Origin of the sequence: Caldicoprobacter guelmensis (genome assembly GCF_016908415.1) — a bacterium.
Lineage (GTDB): Bacteria > Bacillota > Clostridia > Caldicoprobacterales > Caldicoprobacteraceae > Caldicoprobacter > Caldicoprobacter guelmensis.
In genome coordinates this window covers 59181-76531 of sequence record NZ_JAFBDW010000005.1, presented here as the reverse complement: position 1 = coordinate 76531, position 17351 = coordinate 59181, and the positions used below count along the sequence as shown (strand labels likewise).

Below are 17351 nucleotides of genomic sequence, written 5' to 3'. Positions count from 1 at the left end.
GATGTTTGCTTAGATTAGTTTAAAGATTATCTTTTTCGTTTCCCGTCGGCAACTTTAACCTTTAAGCAGCGTAAATTAGACCTTCATCAGAATTAGTAATGCAAGTTGACAACAGCATTTATTTCCCTATAACATGTTCGTTGAAGAACTCGGTCAAATTTTCTTGGTTTACCGACAGCACGGGCCCATCATCTATTCTGACACACACGCCTTTGGTACACTCCCCCAGACAGAAAGCAGCCTTTATGAGCACGCGGTCGGTAAGCCTGTTATCATTTATGAGCTTTTGTAACCCGTCTATTATGTTGTAGGACCCCTTCAAGTGGCATGCGCTGCCTACACATACATAAATTGTCTTCATATTAATCCCCCCTGTTAATTGGCTATGTTTATTTATCCAAGCATCTGTGCATCAGATGCCTTTTATCGCTCAAAAGGCCGCTATATAGCGCCATTACAATGGGATTTTCTTCTGAACGCTTTATTTGAGCAGCTCTGTCCACATCGTATAAGCCTTTGGCTCTATGTGTCTTTACCTTGGCGCTTTGGGGTATGGGTCGGCCGGCTCCGCCTATACAGCCACCAGGGCAAGCCATGACCTCAACAAAATCATATTTCTTCTCGCCCGACAAAATTGATTTTACAAGTTTATCAACATTCCTTAACCCATTCACTACGGCCACATTTACCTTTTGCCCATCAATGTCCACTGCTGCTTCTTTGATGCCATCCATCCCTCTGATGCCGGAGAAAGATATGTCTTTCAGCACGCCGGGGCTTTTCTGTTTTAGACAGCGCCTTATTACCGCCTCAGCTACGCCCCCAGTCACTCCAAAGATGACCCCGGAACCGCTGGAAAGACCAAAGGGCATGTCAAGCGACTCAGGCTCAAGCTCACCAAATACAATCCCCGCCTGCCTTATCATAAGAGCCAGCTCCTGCGTGGTAATCACCACATCCACGTCGGGCACTCCATTGTTTGTATATTCAGGCCTTGTCGCCTCATACTTTTTGGCAGTACACGGCATGATGGATACCACTACGGTCTCTTTGCCTTCAGCCCGGTCAATTTTGCTGTAATGTTCCTTGATAAGGGAGCCAAAAATCTGCTGTGGCGACTTACAGGTAGATATATTTTTCAAAAGCTGGGGATATCTGTTTTCAGCAAATTTCACCCAGGCAGGGCAGCATGACGTGAAAAGCGGCAGGTCTTCTTTTTTGCCCAGCCTATCAATAAATTCCCTGCTTTCTTCCATTACTGTCAAGTCAGCCGCCAGACCCGTATCATACACCTCATCAAACCCCAGCTTCCTTAAGGCAGCAACTATCTTGCCGGTCACTATTGCACCCGGTGCCAGCCCAAATTCCTCTCCCAGCGCAACCCTCACCGCAGGTGCAATCTGTGCCACCACCCTTTTGGTTTTATCGTTCAGCACGCTCCACACCTTATACGTCTCATTTTTTACTACAATGGCTCCGGTGGGACATACAGCAGCACACTGTCCACAGCTCACGCACTCTACATCGGCGATGGGTTTTTCAAAGGCAGTGGTCACTTTGATTTTGGAACCCCTGTAGGCAAACCCCAGCACGCCGATGCCCTGGACCTCTTCGCACATCCTAACGCAGTCTCCACACATTATGCACTTGTTCGGGTTTCTCACAATGGATGTGCTGCTTTCATCAACTGGCAGCTGTTTGCACGAAGGCTCAAACCGCATATTCCTAATGTTAAACCTGGCAGCCAGCTCCTGAAGCTTGCACTTCCCGTTCTTCTCACAAAGCGTACAGTCCCTGTCATGGCTTGATAGTATGAGTTCCAGCACCATCCTTCTGTATTTTTGAAGCTTGGGGGTATTGGTCTTTATGACCATGCCGTCTTTGGGGGGAGTTGAACACGCAGCCATGGGCCTTCCCCGCTCATCCTCTACCATGCACATCCTGCACGCTCCATAAATACTGAGCTCTGAATAGTAGCAGAAAGTAGGCAGGTCAATCCCGGCTTTTCTTATAACGTCCAGGATATTCTTTTCTTTGTCAAATTGGACCCTTTGTCCATCTATAACCATTGTCCCTGCCATGTTCTATCACACCTCCTCTATCGCATTAAACGGGCAGATCTCTTTACAAGCACCACATTTTATGCACTTTTCCTTGTCTATCCTAAAAGGCTGCTTTACCTTGCCCTCAATAGCTCCCACGGGGCACGTTCTTGCACATTTGCTGCAACCCTTGCACAGCTCTTCTTTTATGGTAAATACCCTCAAAGCGGCACATGTGCCTGTGGGACACTTCTTATCGACAACGTGTTTTAGGTATTCGTCCCTGAAATATTTCAAGGTGCTCATAACCGGATAGGCCGCCGTCTTACCAAGGCCGCACAGAGAAGTATTGCTTATCATATCAGCCAGTTCTTCCAAAAGCTCAAGGTCATAAACCGTCCCTTTTCCCGCCACTATCCTTTCCAGTATCTCAAGCATCCTCTTCGTCCCTTCTCTGCACGGAACACACTTGCCACAGGATTCATTTTGAGTAAAATTCATAAAAAACCTGGCCACCTCTACCATACACGTATCCTGGTCCATCACCACAAGCCCGCCAGAGCCTATCATGGCTCCCACTTTCTTTAAAGAATCAAAGTCCAGCGGAAGGTCAAGGTGCTGCTCGGTAAGGCAGCCGCCTGATGGTCCCCCAATCTGTACCGCCTTAAAGGCTTTATCTCCCTTTATTCCTCCACCGATATCAAAAATGACTTCTCTGAGCGTGGTTCCCATGGGTACTTCGATAAGGCCGGTATTGTTTACATTGCCCGTCAAAGCAAAGGCCTTCGTCCCTGGGCTGCTCTCTGGCCCAATGGACCTAAACCACTCACTCCCTTTTAGTATTATCAAAGGCACATTGGCAAAAGTTTCTACGTTGTTGAGTACAGTGGGCTTACCCCACAGCCCCACCTCGGTGGTGCGGGGCGGCTTTACCCTAGGCATACCCCTATCGCCGTGTATCGAGGCAATCAAAGCACTCCCTTCTCCGCACACGAATGCACCCGCACCTTGATTTATGTGAATGTCAAAATTAAACCCGGATCCGAGTATGTTGCAGCCCAGCAGCCCGTATTCACGAGCCTGTTCTATGGCCTTCTTGAGGCGCTTCACTGCCAGGGGGTATTCCGCCCTGACGTAGATATACCCTTCGCAGGCACCGGTAGCATAACCTGCTATAATCATTCCCTCAATCACGCGGTGGGGGTCTCCTTCCATAATGCTCCTGTCCATAAATGCGCCGGGATCCCCTTCATCCCCATTGCACACCACGTATTTCACGGGGCTGTCTTGTGCCAGCACCTGTAACCACTTCTTACCGGTTGGAAACCCGCCGCCTCCTCGCCCCCTCAAATTGGATTCACTTATCTCCTTGCACACATCTTGAGGGCTCATGTGTTCCATCACATAGGCCAAAGCATGGTATCCACCTTTTGCAATATATTCTTCTATGGACTCGGCATCTATGTGGCCGCAGTTTTCAAGCACAATACGCATCTGTTTCCTGTAGAAAGGGATTTCTTCCTGCGTTGGATAAACCCTGCCATCCTGTTTGTACATAAGCCTCTCTATAGGTTGCCCTTTTAGGAGAGTGGTCTCCAAAATCTCCTGGCAGTCTTCAAGCTTTACCTTTACATACAGGAAATTATATGGTTCTATTCTCACAAGCGGTCCCATTTCGCAAAACCCATGACATCCGCTTTTCTTAACGCCTATCCCTTCCTTTTCCTCCTCTAGCCTTACATCAACATACAAGCCTATGTCCTCAACCATTTTCCTCAATCTCTCATATACCTCAATCGATCCTCCCGCAACACAGCCTGTTCCGGCACATACCAGCACCCTTATTTTTTGCCTGCTTAAACGTTCCGAAAAAAGGCGTGCGCATTCCTTTAGATGTTGTACATCCTTAATCTTCAAGTCGGTTCGCCTCCTTTATATCCTTCAAAATCCTCACAGCTTCTTCTGGTGTCATCTTTGGAAACACCTTATCGTTGATGGTAATGACCGGGGCTAGTCCACATGCTCCCAAACACGAAACCGTCTCAACGGTAAACATCATGTCATCGGTAGTACGCTTATTCTCGCTCAAACCAAGCTCTTTCCTAAGCGCATTCAATATGGGTATGGACTTTTTGACATGACAGGCCGTACCGTCACATATCTTAATCACAAACTTTCCCTTTGGCTCCAGAGAAAAATTCTCGTAAAATGTGGCTACTCCGAATATTCGGGCACGGCTTACTCCCATCTTATCGGCAACATAACCCAGCACTTCCTCAGGTAGATAATGATATTCTCTTTGTATTTCCTGCAGCACAGCAATAAGTGAAGATTTCTTGTTGCCGCATCTCTCCAAAATCCCATCAACCTTTTCATAATCAATTGCAGCGTTCATTGCAATCCTCCCTTCAAACAGACATTTGCAGCACAATATGCCTAAATATTGTTAATTTATTATCAATCTCGGCAAAATGGTACTAATTTTAAATAGAGTGTGCAATAAAAAAGCTTTATGTTACACATAATGGGCCTTGACCTGCACAAATGACACCATGAGTTATCTCATTTTGCCATCATAAAACCTATTGAATGCTAAAAACCTATTGAATGCTAAAATTGCATCTCAGCAGTCTTTCAATGCAACTTAACCCCCAAATACATCGATTCGCCGTCCTTCTCTTTTGTTAACTATTTATCAATATTATAATGGGTACGAAAACATTATTTGATTTGGAAAGGAGCTGGAAACCTATGGCACGATTTACGCTGCCCAGAGATATATACTTTGGCAGAGGTGCAATGGAGGAGCTTAAAAACCTTAAGGGATACCACAGAGCAATGATCGTTACAGGTGGTTCATCCATGCAAAAATACGGTTTCCTAAACAAGCTGCAAAACATACTGGAGGAAGCCGGGCTGGAGACCAGGGTATTTGAGGGGGTAGAACCAGACCCTTCTGTGGAAACGGTCATGGCAGGGGCTAAAGCCATGCAGGAATTTCAACCTGATGTCATAGTGGCTATTGGCGGTGGTTCGCCCATTGATGCCGCTAAGGCCATGTGGGTATTTTATGAATATCCCGAATTGACCTTTGAAGACATAAAGAAGCCCTTTTCCATGCCAAAGCTCAGGAAAAAGGCCATATTTGTAGCCATTCCTTCAACCAGCGGAACGGCCACAGAGGTGACGGCTTTCTCGGTCATCACCGATTATTCAACTAAAATCAAATACCCGCTGGCAGACTTTGAGATCACTCCTGATATTGCCATACTGGATTTTGATATACCCATGACCATGCCCAAGACGCTGGTAGCCCACACAGGTATGGATGCATTGACTCATGCCATAGAGGCCTACGTGGCATCCAACAGGTCAATGTTTTCCGACCCGCTGGCCATGGAGGCCATAGTCACCATATTTGAAAGCCTGGTTGACTCTTACAGCGGCGATAGAGAAGCCAGGGAACGCATGCACGTTGCCCAGTGCATCGCCGGAATGGCATTCAGCAACGCCCTGCTTGGCATAACTCACAGCCTGGCGCATAAGATAGGTGCGCAGTTTGAGATACCCCATGGATGCTGCAACGCCATACTTCTACCTTACGTCATAAAATACAACTCCAAAGTCTGCATGAAGGAATATGCGGAGATTGCCAGAAGACTGGGGCTACCCGGCCAAACCGACAAGCAGCTGGTAGACTCACTTATATCCAGCATAAATGACCTCAATTCTAAGATAGGGATAGCACCCACCTTGAAGGACCATGGCGTAACCGAAGAGCTGTTCACTTCCAAAGTAGAGTTCATAGCCAAAAACGCAGCGCAGGACCCATGTACGTCATCCAATCCAAGGCAGGCAACGCCCGAGGATTTGAAGAAGATACTGGAATGCGCATTCTATGGCTCCCCTGTTACTTTTTAACATATATGAAGGGCCACCTTGCATGTGGTGGCCCTTCTCTTATATTATTCACTCTATCCCCATAACGCTTTTGAACTTTTTCATATATGACCTGCTCACCGGCACTTCGTCCTTCTCGTAACCCCTCATCACCAACACATAGGTGTAATTAAACCACGGCACGATCTCCTTGACGTGTTCTAGATTCACCAGATAACTCTTGTGGGTCCTTAAAAAAGAATACTGCTGCAGCTTCTGCTCAAGGCTGGCCAGGGTCAAATTGCTTGTGAATTCCCCTTTTAAGGACTTAACTTCGGTCCTGTTCCCCGACGTGCAGCAATACACTATGTCCCTGTGGTCCAGCACCACCATCCTGTCATTCTTCCACACGGTAATTACACCGGGTGCAAGGCGCGGCTTTACCCTGCTTTTAAGCCGCTTTACCGTTTCGGCAATCCTCTCATCCTCAAAAGGCTTCAATATATAATCCACCGCATCCAGGTTAAAGGCATTGACAGCATAATTATCGTAAGCTGTCGCAAAGACTATATGGATATCCTTGTGCTTCTTCCTTATCTCTCGGGCAATGTCAACCCCGTTTTTATCATTTAAATGAATGTCTAAAAATACCACATCGGGAATCTGCTCATCCACCAGCTTCAAACATTCCTCTCCTGAGTCAGCTTCACCGCATATCTCAAAATCGCTGTACTGATTAAGCAGGTATTTCAATTCCTGAAGAGCGTATTTCTCGTCATCTACTATAACGACCCTTAATGACATCGGCCTGTCTCCTTTCCCTAATAGGCACTATGATAATCACTTCAGTGCCCTTACCCGGCTCGGAATGAATGACCATCCCGTGGTCTTCGCCGTAAATCTCCTTAAGACGCCTGTTGACGTTGGATATCCCTATGCGTTTATCATCGTCCGTATTGGTGATAAGGTTTTTTACCACCTCGGGTTCCATGCCACACCCGTTATCCTTTATGCATATCTGGTAGCAGCTGTCAGCACTTTTAACGGAGATAACTATTACTCCGTCCTTTTTCCCGGCCAGACCGTGCTTTATGGCGTTTTCTACAATGGGCTGTATGGTAAACGGGGGTATCAAAAAGGATACATTGGGCTGTATATCCCATTCAACCCTTATACGATCTCCGTGCCTGGCCTTTTCGATTTCAAGATAGCTTTTGACGTTCTCCAGCTCCTTGTGAATCTCTATAAGGTCGGGCGAGGTCTGTATAATAGCCCTGAAATGCCTGGAAAGATGAATGAGCAGCCTCCTTGCTTCCAGCGGCTCGGTCCTGCACATGGCCGCAATGGTGTTTAGGGCGTTGAACAGAAAATGGGGATTGATCTGAGCCTGAAGGGCCTTAAGCTCAGCCTTGGCCCGCAACCTGGCATTATAGTCCTTGCTGTTTTGCTCCAGCTGGGCCGAGATCACCGACCCCACCCCCCTGGCAATTGCCTCATCCTCATCAGTTATGACATCGCCTTTTTTTCTATAAAACTTCAAGCACGCAAGCAGCGTATTGCCTTTCTTAACTGGCACCTCTATACAATTTTCAGCCTCATCTTTCCCGGTATCATATTTAACCGCTACCTCTTCCTCGCCGGCAAACGCTTCAATACCGTTTTGGCATTTGAGCTCCACTGCGTTAAAGCCCGTCAGCACATACAATATAGACACTATCCTTTTGCAGTCATCCTCATCTTTAAGTTCGCTTCTCAAAAAAGGCAGCATCCTGGTGCATATCTCAAAGCATTTATCTATCAACTGATAGGACTCTAACCCAGCCCTTTCAGGAGTATCGGATTTAGACATAGACGTTCCCCCTTCTTTCCAATGGTGTACGCTCTCGAAAAGTCTGAGAGCTTTATTTTAGCTTGTTTGTAAGTTCGATTTTGGGACTTCACCCCCCAATTATTCAGCAAGGTTGCCCTGCAAAATCAATCGTTGTGCCTATGTCGCTTAGCTACTTTTCGAGAGTATTCAATGTTTAGTAATAATACCTTTCCACCGTTTTGCCAAGGCTGCTCATGAGCTCTGCCAGCTCCTCTAGCAGCTTGAATTTTATGCTGAGGTTAACTGGAAAATTGGGGTTTTGATGGGCAGGATTCATGGCCCTCCCAATAAACAACCTCAAATGCGTACATTCTTCTATATATATGGGCCAGCCTGGCTGCACCATCCTGCCCTTTCAAAAATTTGAGGTCCTTGTACCTCACATTGTCAGAGGAATAACGCCGTATCAGTTCAATAGCCTTGGACAGCGTCAACACCCCTTCGGTCACCAGGTCTATGCCTTCCATCTTTGCCGTTGGTGGCACCGACGGATCGTGGTACTCCAACGAAGTTTTTATTTCCCTTCCCAGCACACGGCTGATTATCTGTGCTGTTGTACCGCCGCACACCACCTTAACACCACCACCCTTCATGAACTCTTCCACCGCCTTTTCATCGTCCGACCTAGATATGGGAGGACCGGCAAAAAGGCTGACTTCCTTGACGGGCTGAATACTCACAGCCACGACGGTGGTGTCATCCCCCGGCTTCCCCATGTATAGGCTGTCACAAACCGTTATAAGCAAGGTAGCGATGGCTTTGGCCGTTGACTCCTTTTTTACATTCCGTTCCAGGTACTCAGCCACGTTATCCCACTTCCAGCCGAAATTTAAGGTAGCTCCAACGCCCGCATGGATTACCCCATCGCTGACCATCACAAAGGTGTCCCCCAGCTGCACTTTAAAACAGCTCTCCTTTATGGTCCTGCCGTTTATTGTGCGACAAGCATAAGGCACGCTGATAATATTCCCTTCCCTCAAAAAAAATACTGGTGGGTTATCGAATTCAAACAAACGCGCCTCCCCGTTTCTAAACACCTGCAGTATGCTGAAGGTGGAATATGCCAGATTCCTCACGCTGCACACCGGAAGGGTATGGGCTATGGTCTCCACAGCCTGGTCAATGTCAGCCCCCCTCTCCAGCATGGTACCGATTATCTTCGTTGTAAGGGTTGCAAGGATATTGGCCTTAACGCCGCTGCCCAGCCCATCGGCCATGACCACGACTACGCAATCGTCTCCCCTTACCACTTCCACCTTGTCACCGCATAGCTCTTCGCCGTATTTGTTTAGGCTCTCGTATGCCACATCTATGAAAAAGCTCATCGCTTATCCTCCCTGTCGTAGAGAATCATGTCCTTCAGCTTGGTAAGCGTAACCTTGGTCTCGGCTGTTGTCTCTCCAAGGAGGCTGGCGATTTGCTGTACCACCATCATCTGTTTATCTATGACCTTTTGAGCCATCTCCACCGTCTCGACCTTGAGCTTGTACATCTGCCTGGCCTGTCTCTCTTCATTTGTAATATCCCGCATTATGGCCATGACAAGCTGCTGGTCCTTTAAAAATATTATGTCCTGTTCGGTTACTACGCCGTATTCCCTGTACTCCACCTTCTTGTTAAGAATGCTTTCGCGGGTCTCCCACACCCTTTCAAAATCGGAAGTATCGATAATATCATACAATTTCTTGCCTATGGCCACTTCCCTCGGCATCTGAAACACCCTCTCAGCGGCACGGTTAAACTCCTGTATCTCCATATCGCTGTTCACTGCGATTATTATGTTGGGCGTTGCCTCCAGTATGACGTTGGCCAGCGATTCAGCCCTCTCCCGCATGTAAGGCAGGCACATATAAAGCTCTGCCTTGCCCTGATACACCGCAATGGCCTTGTCACGGCAGGATGGATAACCGCACGCCCCGCAATTGAGGTCATACTCAGGAGTAGGCTTGCCAATGCTGCTCAATATCTCCCTTATAGTCTTTTCATCCGGAAGCGGACTGTCTACTCGGCGGTCTACAAATACCTTCTTAAGCGACAAGCTCACCTTATGTTTTTGTATGTCCTCCTCTACCCCACGATATCTATCCGCGTACTCCTTAACCTTTTGCATCTGTTTCAAATAAAGGTTTACAGGCTCAGGCATAGCCGGCCCTCTCAGGCAACCCCCTTCACAGGCATTCATCTCGATAAAATAGCCTTTTAGCTGCCCTGCCTTTAACGCTTCCAGCACCTCAATGCACTCATCTATCCCATCGACATTTGCCGTATGGTATGACAAACCCTCTTCGGCCTGCTTTACGCTTTTTATAATACCGGTAGGCACGGGATAATACCTGGCAATGCCGGGGCTGCCGCCGTCAAATCCAAGGGCCTCCTGCTCCCTCAAGCATATGTTCTCCCGTTCAAGCCATCTTTTCAGCTCATCAAAGGTGAGCACCGCATCTATTACCCCTTCATGCCTGAAGTCTTCGGCCTCCATCTTCTTTGAAATGCACGGCCCAATAAACACCACTTTTGTGTCCCAGCCCAGGGTTTCCTTAATCAGCCTGCCGTGGGCAATCATAGGCGACACCACCGGCGCAAGGTAAGGTATGGCCTCGGGGTAATACTTTTCAATAAGCTCATTTACCGTAGGGCACGCGCTGCTTATGATGTTATCCATGCGCCCTTCCCGCATGAGTTCCCCATATACCCGGGATACATACACAGCACCTATGGCTGTCTCCTGCACTTCACTAAAGCCCAGGGCCTTTAAAGCCCCAACGATTTGGCCGGGGATATCAAAGTCAAATGCCCCTATAAACGAAGGGGCAAGGCTTACAACCACTCTCTTTGAACCCTTTATGATGGACTTAACCCTGTCAATGTCGTTCCTTATGCTCTTTGCATTTTGCGGGCAGGCTTTCAAACATTTGCCGCAAAGTATGCAGGAGTTCTCCATTATGCCCGCCTGCTCGTCCCTCACACGAATAGCCTTTATAGGACATACCCTCACGCATTTGTAGCAGTTCTTGCAGTTGGCCTTTTTGAAGTTTATATACTCCATACCCACAACCCCATTTGTTATTTTTTTAACAATTATCAGCTCAATTATAGTGCAATGAGCCTAATTTGTCAATTGATATGGGGTTTTTAAGAAGTGTCAGTTTATGGAAAAATAGAGCCCTTCTTCCGGAAAAGAAGGGCTCTATTTTTGACATCAATCCACCTTGCATATTTATCTTTATTTACAATAATCAGATACCAATTACACAACAGGAGAACAGCTTGCATAACTGAATTTTGCTTATACACATGCTTACATTTGAGCACCTCTAACCCTGCTTTGCCATGCTGTATGTGGTATAACCACCGCTTAAGTTAAATACCCTGGTAAATCCTCGTTGCATGAGTATCCTGGCTGCTATATACCCTCTTAAACCGATCTGGCAGTATATCACAATGGTTTTGTCCCTGGGGATTTCATCTATGCGCTCCCTCAACGAGTCCACCGGTATGTTGATGGCTCCGGGTATGGTCCCAATGCTTTTACATTCAGCAGGGGTACGAACATCAAGCAGGACGGTATGCTGCGGATCCAGTTTATCGAGGTCATCCCAATGGATTACGGGATGCAGCCCCTGAAGTATGTTGGACGCCACATAGCCTGCCATGTTGACCGGGTCTTTAGCCGATGAGAAGGGGGGAGCATAAGCCAATTCCAGTTCCTGCAGGTCGTACACCGTCATGCCGGCACGGATAGCAGTGGCCAGCACATCTATGCGTTTGTCCACACCTTCATAGCCCACAATCTGAGCTCCCAATATCCTCCCATCACCAGGGCTAAACAAAAGCTTTATGGCCATGGTGGTGGCGCCCGGATAATAGCTGGCGTGAGAACCAGAATGGGTATATGACCTTAAGTAAGGAATGCCGCACTTTTGAAGAGTCTTTTCATTGGCGCCGGTGCATGCCGCCACCATATCAAACACCTTTATTACAGCAGTGCCCTGGGTGGCCTTATAGGTATCATGTATGCCGCATATGTGGTTGGCAACGATGCGCCCCTGTTTATTGGCCGGACCAGCCAGGGGGATGAGCGCAGGCCTTTGGGTTACAAGGTCCACAACTTCAACGGCATCCCCTATAGCATAGACATCAGGATGCGATGTCTGCAAATGCCGGTTCACCTTTATGCCCCCCGTCTCACCGATCTCGAGGCCGGCTTTCCTGGCAAGGTCAACCTCAGGCTTTATGCCCACAGCCAGTACCACCATATCTGCTTTAAGCTGCCTGCCGCTCCTTAGATTCACGATTGTGCGCCTTTGATCCCTGTCAAACGAAGCCACTCCATCGCCCAGGCACAATTCCACAGAGTGCTCTCTAAGATGCCTGTGCAAATAGACAGCCATATCGTAGTCAAGCGGCGGCATGACCTGATTGAGCAGCTCAACCAGCCAAACCTTCAAGCCGTTTCGTTTTAAGTTCTCGGCCATCTCAAGGCCTATAAACCCTCCACCGATCACCACAGCACTCTCGGGTTTTTCTTTATCAATATAATCCTTCAATGCATAGATTCTAGGTATATCCCTTACTGTAAACACGTTGGCTTTATCGATACCCGGGATGGGTGGTTTTGTCGGCTCGGCACCCGGAGCCAGTATGAGCTTATCAAAGCTCTCACGATAGCGCTCACCGCTAACCCTGTTTAGCACAGTAAGTTCTTTCCTATCAAGGTCTATATCCTCTACCTCGCTGTTTGTGCGAACATCTATGTTAAACCTCTTTGCCATCCTATCGGGGGTCTGCACCAATAATGCATCCTTATTCTTTATAACCCCGCCCACATAATACGGCAGACCACAGTTGGCATACGAGATGTATTCGCCCCTTTCAAATATTATTATGTGGGCATCCTCGTCAAGTCTGCGAAGGCGCGCCGCTGCGCTTGCCCCACCTGCCACTCCTCCAACTATAGCTATCTTTCTACCTTTCACCGATAACCCCTTCCTTCATTTAAATATGCTTACTTTAGATAGTTACCACCATTTCAAAAAATTAAACAATAATTAAGTGGTATAAAACATAGCGCTTTACTTGAATTAAAAGCTGATATGAGGTGCAAAAGCGATAATTACAGCTGAATTTTCCAATTGTATTTCTTTTCTTGATTTAATTATAGATTTCTTCTTAACAGAGTAATTTTTTGGAAAAACACGCTATTTACTCATTTCAAGCTTATCTTAAACTGTTTTATTCAATAATAATGATGTGTTACCTAGAATATGATATAATGTTTCATATAAAGGCTGTACACACTCAACAGCTAAGAAAGGTTGAAAAATCATGTGGATAATATTGGCATTCGGTTCGGCTTTATTTGCCGGCGTAACGGCCATTTTAGCCAAAATAGGCGTCAAAAAAGTTGATTCCATGCTGGCCACCGCTATAAGAACCATCATAATACTGCTGTTTTCATGGCTGATGGTGTTCATTGTGGGGTCATGGGAAACTACATATGCAATCGATCAAAAATCCCTGCTTTTCCTCATCCTATCCGGACTGGCAACCGGGGCATCCTGGCTGTGCTATTTTAAAGCCTTGCAGCTAGGAGATGTCAATAAGGTCACCCCTATAGACAAATTCAGTACGGTGCTCACCATGATACTGGCCATCATAATATTGAGAGAACCCGTTACCCTATCCAAATCCATTGGAATGGTAGCAATAGCCTTGGGTACATATTTAATGGTGTATAAAAAGGACACACTCCGTGAGCAAACCACCTCTTACAGCAACACATGGCTGGTATACGCTCTGTTGTCGGCCTTATTTGCCAGCCTTACAGCCATACTTGCCAAGATTGGCATCGTGGGCGTTGAGTCCAATCTGGGAACGGCCATCCGTACGGCAGTGGTGTTGATAATGGCATGGTTGATCGTGTTCATGACCGGCAGGTATAGGGAAATTAAAACCATCAATAAAAAAAGCTGGATATTCTTATGCCTTTCAGGCATAACCACCGGACTTTCATGGCTGTGTTACTTTAAGGCACTCCAAGATGGACAGGCCAGCATCGTGGTACCCATAGATAAGCTGAGCATCATAATTACCGTGGCATTTTCCTACTTTTTCTTAAAAGAAAAACTAAACACAAAATCTTTTGTCGGGCTGATACTGATTGTAGCAGGAACCATGACGCTTCTGCTGCCGTAATAAAGAACATTTTCGAAAAGTAGCTGAGTGACAAGGGCACAACGATTGATTTTTAAGTGTAACTCTGCAGAATAATTAGGGGTTGATGTTCCAAGATCCAATCTGCAATCAAACCAAAATGAAGCTTTGGGGCTTTTCGAGAGGATGCATAAAATAAAAAAGAGAGGGCTTTGGATACCCCTCCCTTTTGCTTGTTCTGTATTTTTTACATATTAAGACAGCTGAATCTCTATCTCGCTACTTTTATCTAGAGCGAATGATGCTGTTTGCCCCGCACAGCTCATTTCATATTCACCTAAATATCCATCAACAATAACTGTTCCATCCTCATCAGTAACCAATCGCTGCTCCCCCGTCCACCATTCACCCTTGATGAGTTTATATAGTTCATGATATATGGGCTTTATTCTCCCATCTTTGGTTATAAATCCGGCAGGAGCATTCAGCCACCCTCCATCCAGGAAATTCCACCAGGTAATAGCCTCAACATTGGGCCAAGCAAATAGAGTTTTATAGTGTAGCACCGCTTCCCTTGCTTGCCGTTCCTCTCCTTCAGGCGTGCTGGGCCATTCTTGCACTTTATAGTTATTTAAATCCTCTATGTGAGATGGCATGAGATGCCCTGAAACCAAAGTAGTTTCAGTAAAATGTATGGGCAAATTGAATTGGGAAAACCTTTCCAGCACTTCCAGCGTCTTTTCAACTCCCCAATACCCCTGGTGCATATGGGACTGTATCCCTATTGCATCTATAGTAACCCCTGCTTCCAGTAGCCCTTCTATCAATATGGCATAAGCCTCAGAGACGTTGAAATCATTTATTAAAAAGATTCCCCGGGGATTGGCCTCTCTGGCAGCTTTGAAGACTTCTCTGACCAGGGGTATTCTGCCCATTTCTTTGCATATCCTGGTTATGCCGTTGTCATACTTGTCAAATACCGGCATTATTACTACTTCATTGATTACATCCCACATATCTATAAGCCCGGCAAAATCATTTACTTCTCTTCGGATCCTGGCAAGTTGGGCACTTAAAATTTCGGTATTGGTCATTTCAAGCAGCCATGGGGCAGTAACGGTGTGCCAGCAAAGAGGATGTCCTTTTGAAACACACCCTCGCTCCTTAAGCCACTGTGCCGCTTTTTTCAAACGAACAGTATCTGGGTTCCCCCTAACAGGTTCAAATCTTCCCCAGTAAAATGGCAGTGTGGCAAAATTAAAAAGGTCCAAAAACTTTTCAAAAACCCACAAAGCCTTTTCTTTTTGTTCGCCTTCTAGCTGGTCATTTGCCAATGGGACAACAGCAAATTCGGCACAGCCAAACAGGAATTTGTGTTTTGTCTGCCTTATCACCACCTCTTTCATCCTTAAAGGCGCACCGTCAGGTGCTACAATCTTTACAACAGCTTTTCCTTTGCGATGTTCATATGTATTCATGAAAAATCCCCCTTTTTGCCAAATTTATAGTTAGCATTTGCACTTGATCAAATTATATCATAATTTGGTTCAAAAACGTATTTTTGAAAACTGCATAATACCCAAAATTTTACACATTATTGAATTAAACACCTTTAGAAGATATATAACATATTATATATATAAAGAAATGTCAAAGCTTTAAGGAATTTAACCGTGAATTTTTGCCCATCACCAACAAACAAAACATGATATTCAAATCATCGAAAGGAGAGAGAGCGCCATGTGTTCCCATCGCTATTATCCTTATCCACCTTGCTATAATGACAGGCCCATATATCCTAACTACGATTATTATTTTTGGATGGACCGGTCAGCATATACACCAGACTTTGGGGAAGAATACATCCCCTTAAAAGACTATGGCAGCGAACCGTTTGTAGTTAATATTCAACACGCCACATTGCAAAATGACAACTTCCGTCTGGCTTTATGGACGGGGAAATATCTGCAACTTACTCTGATGAAAATCAATCCAGGAGAAGATATAGGCCTGGAAATGCATCCCGATGTTGACCAATTTATACGCATCGAACAGGGGCAAGGTCTGGTCTTGATGGGAGATGACAGAAATAACCTTAATTATAGGCGAAGGGTATGCGCTGGCTATGCAGTGTTAATTCCTGCTGGTAAATGGCATAACGTAATAAATACTGGACACATACCGCTAAAATTGTACTCTATATATGCACCTCCTGAACATCCACGCGGTACCGTCCACAAAACAAAAGAAGATGCACAGCATCACGAGTAATAAAAGTTTAACTTGATCTTATAGATAATACTAGGTACTGCAGATTTTACATCTGCAGTACCTTATTTCTATGCTATAAATGCTATAAATATAAAAGAATAAAAGACGTTAACATTAAAAAGCAATCACAATGCCCCCTTCGTTAGCATACACCGAGCTTAAACCATTCATTCTGACGATTATTACGTCTTTGAAGTTATACCTTTTCAGGACCTCATCTCGGAATTCTTGAGCTCTCTTTAGGCAATTACAGTGGGCTATTCCCAACGTCTTCTCCTCAATATTTTGTCCTATTTCCCCTATAATTTCAATTAACCGGTTAAACGCTTTGCGGTAGCCTCTGTTATTCTCAATCAACGTGATTTCGCCTTGATGTCCACCCATTATGGGTTTTATGTTAAGCGTCGAAGCAACTCTGCCCACCAGCTTGTTTATCCTTCCGGCTTTGATTAGGTTATCCAGCGAGTCGATCAAAAAAAAGGTCTTCATCTCTTTTATATACTTGTTGACAGCTTTGACAATCTCTAATTCGCCCAATCCTTGTTCTACCAGCTTGTGAATCTTGATGCTCACAAGGGTTTCACCCACCGAAGCGCTCATGGAATCAAATACGTGTATAAATTTTTTCTTTTGTTCTAAGAACATCTCCTTAGCCATAACAGCGCTGGCAAAAGCGCCGCTGAGCTTTGAAGATAGGGTTACAACAAACACGTGCTCTTCCTCTCCTTCAAAAGCTTGCATGAAGTCTCCGGGGGAAGGACAGGAAGTCTTAGGAGCAGTTTGACTTTCGTTCATGACATTTAACATGCTATCCAAATCCAGAGAGTCATCATCTGTATATACCTTATCACCAAGAGATATTGTAAGCGGTACAATATTGATGTTGAGTTTCTCACCATAGGCCTGTTTTGTGTCGCAGCCACTATCTGCAATGACCTTATATTTCATTATTGGCTCCCCCTTCATACGGCTGCAAATGAGTTGACAGACCGTATTTTAATACTTTTTTGTTTATTATATTATACCATCTTGAAACACAAATAAACAGGTTACTCAAAATATATTTAACTCTTCCAAGATTTAAATATTAACTGGAGATAAAGGACTAGTCTGACAAGATTTAACCATCTGGCTTG

The 17351-nt window shown here is 45.7% G+C and carries 13 protein-coding genes and 1 pseudogene; 3 read left to right on the top strand and 11 right to left on the bottom strand.

What is annotated here, in order from left to right; all coding sequences use genetic code 11:
- Positions 1 to 118 precede the first annotated feature (118 nt).
- From JOD02_RS08170 to JOD02_RS08155, 4 genes are read right to left on the bottom strand one after another with little or no spacing between them, the layout of a single operon-like run.
- Positions 119 to 361: a (2Fe-2S) ferredoxin domain-containing protein gene (locus tag JOD02_RS08170; RefSeq protein WP_204488623.1), complete on the bottom strand. Its 243-nt coding sequence runs from the start codon at positions 359 to 361 to the stop codon at positions 119 to 121.
- 28 nt (positions 362 to 389) lie between these two features.
- Positions 390 to 2081, bottom strand: coding sequence for a [FeFe] hydrogenase, group A (locus JOD02_RS08165; protein ID WP_204488621.1), 1692 nt, complete (start codon positions 2079 to 2081; stop codon positions 390 to 392).
- Positions 2082 to 2087: 6 nt separating this feature from the next.
- Positions 2088 to 3953, bottom strand: coding sequence for an NADH-ubiquinone oxidoreductase-F iron-sulfur binding region domain-containing protein (locus tag JOD02_RS08160; RefSeq protein WP_394355755.1), 1866 nt, complete (start codon positions 3951 to 3953; stop codon positions 2088 to 2090).
- Entirely contained in the window at positions 3949 to 4437 is a 489-nt protein-coding gene (locus JOD02_RS08155; RefSeq protein ID WP_204488617.1) for an NADH-quinone oxidoreductase subunit NuoE family protein, read from the bottom strand. The genes JOD02_RS08160 and JOD02_RS08155 overlap by 5 nt, the downstream gene beginning before the upstream one ends.
- A 356-nt stretch (positions 4438 to 4793) precedes the next feature.
- On the opposite strand from JOD02_RS08155, the gene JOD02_RS08150 reads away from it, so the two are divergent.
- Positions 4794 to 5963, top strand: a complete 1170-nt coding sequence (locus tag JOD02_RS08150; RefSeq protein ID WP_204488615.1) for an iron-containing alcohol dehydrogenase — start codon at positions 4794 to 4796, stop codon at positions 5961 to 5963.
- Between the two features lie 48 nt (positions 5964 to 6011).
- On the opposite strand, the gene JOD02_RS08145 is transcribed toward JOD02_RS08150, so the two are convergent.
- The 5 genes and pseudogenes from JOD02_RS08145 to JOD02_RS08125 form a co-directional block, all read right to left on the bottom strand.
- A complete protein-coding gene (locus JOD02_RS08145; RefSeq protein WP_204488614.1) occupies positions 6012 to 6725 on the bottom strand; it encodes a LytR/AlgR family response regulator transcription factor in 714 nt (237 codons plus the stop codon).
- Positions 6697 to 7770 (bottom strand): sensor histidine kinase, encoded by a 1074-nt coding sequence (locus JOD02_RS08140; RefSeq protein ID WP_204488612.1) that lies wholly within the window; start codon positions 7768 to 7770, stop codon positions 6697 to 6699. The genes JOD02_RS08145 and JOD02_RS08140 overlap by 29 nt, the downstream gene beginning before the upstream one ends.
- A gap of 175 nt (positions 7771 to 7945) precedes the next feature.
- Positions 7946 to 9116 (bottom strand): annotated as a pseudogene (locus tag JOD02_RS08135) (SpoIIE family protein phosphatase).
- Positions 9113 to 10837, bottom strand: coding sequence for a [Fe-Fe] hydrogenase large subunit C-terminal domain-containing protein (locus JOD02_RS08130; RefSeq protein WP_204488610.1), 1725 nt, complete (start codon positions 10835 to 10837; stop codon positions 9113 to 9115). The pseudogene JOD02_RS08135 and the gene JOD02_RS08130 overlap by 4 nt, the downstream one beginning before the upstream one ends.
- Positions 10838 to 11105: 268 nt before the next feature.
- A complete protein-coding gene (locus tag JOD02_RS08125; protein WP_204488608.1) occupies positions 11106 to 12767 on the bottom strand; it encodes an FAD-dependent oxidoreductase in 1662 nt (553 codons plus the stop codon).
- 349 nt (positions 12768 to 13116) lie between these two features.
- Between JOD02_RS08125 and JOD02_RS08120 the strand changes: the two genes are divergently transcribed.
- On the top strand, positions 13117 to 13986 hold the full coding sequence (locus tag JOD02_RS08120) for an EamA family transporter (RefSeq protein ID WP_204488606.1): 870 nt from the start codon (positions 13117 to 13119) through the stop codon (positions 13984 to 13986).
- A gap of 212 nt (positions 13987 to 14198) precedes the next feature.
- Here the strand turns inward: JOD02_RS08120 and JOD02_RS08115 are convergent, their stop codons facing one another.
- The gene (locus JOD02_RS08115; protein WP_204488605.1) at positions 14199 to 15422 is read right to left on the bottom strand and encodes an endo-1,4-beta-xylanase; all 1224 of its coding nucleotides are present in this window, start codon (positions 15420 to 15422) and stop codon (positions 14199 to 14201) included.
- Positions 15423 to 15684: 262 nt separating this feature from the next.
- Here JOD02_RS08115 and JOD02_RS08110 point away from each other — a divergent pair, with 262 nt between their 5' ends.
- The gene (locus tag JOD02_RS08110) at positions 15685 to 16215 is read left to right on the top strand and encodes a cupin domain-containing protein (protein ID WP_204488603.1); all 531 of its coding nucleotides are present in this window, start codon (positions 15685 to 15687) and stop codon (positions 16213 to 16215) included.
- Positions 16216 to 16329: 114 nt separating this feature from the next.
- Here the strand turns inward: JOD02_RS08110 and JOD02_RS08105 are convergent, their stop codons facing one another.
- Positions 16330 to 17163, bottom strand: coding sequence for a DegV family protein (locus JOD02_RS08105; RefSeq protein WP_204488601.1), 834 nt, complete (start codon positions 17161 to 17163; stop codon positions 16330 to 16332).
- Positions 17164 to 17351: the final 188 nt, after the last annotated feature.

Bases quoted from the DNA above. Each gene is read 5' to 3' on its own strand.
- JOD02_RS08150 (WP_204488615.1), top strand. From the start codon at position 4,794: ATGGCACGATTTACGCTGCCCAGAGATATATACTTTGGCAGAGGTGCA.
- JOD02_RS08155 (WP_204488617.1), bottom strand. From the start codon at position 4,437: ATGAACGCTGCAATTGATTATGAAAAGGTTGATGGGATTTTGGAGAGA.
- JOD02_RS08165 (WP_204488621.1), bottom strand. From the start codon at position 2,081: ATGGCAGGGACAATGGTTATAGATGGACAAAGGGTCCAATTTGACAAA.
- JOD02_RS08115 (WP_204488605.1), bottom strand. From the start codon at position 15,422: ATGAATACATATGAACATCGCAAAGGAAAAGCTGTTGTAAAGATTGTA.
- JOD02_RS08120 (WP_204488606.1), top strand. From the start codon at position 13,117: ATGTGGATAATATTGGCATTCGGTTCGGCTTTATTTGCCGGCGTAACG.
- JOD02_RS08145 (WP_204488614.1), bottom strand. From the start codon at position 6,725: ATGTCATTAAGGGTCGTTATAGTAGATGACGAGAAATACGCTCTTCAG.
- JOD02_RS08110 (WP_204488603.1), top strand. From the start codon at position 15,685: ATGTGTTCCCATCGCTATTATCCTTATCCACCTTGCTATAATGACAGG.
- JOD02_RS08140 (WP_204488612.1), bottom strand. From the start codon at position 7,770: ATGTCTAAATCCGATACTCCTGAAAGGGCTGGGTTAGAGTCCTATCAG.
- JOD02_RS08170 (WP_204488623.1), bottom strand. From the start codon at position 361: ATGAAGACAATTTATGTATGTGTAGGCAGCGCATGCCACTTGAAGGGG.
- JOD02_RS08105 (WP_204488601.1), bottom strand. From the start codon at position 17,163: ATGAAATATAAGGTCATTGCAGATAGTGGCTGCGACACAAAACAGGCC.
- JOD02_RS08130 (WP_204488610.1), bottom strand. From the start codon at position 10,837: ATGGAGTATATAAACTTCAAAAAGGCCAACTGCAAGAACTGCTACAAA.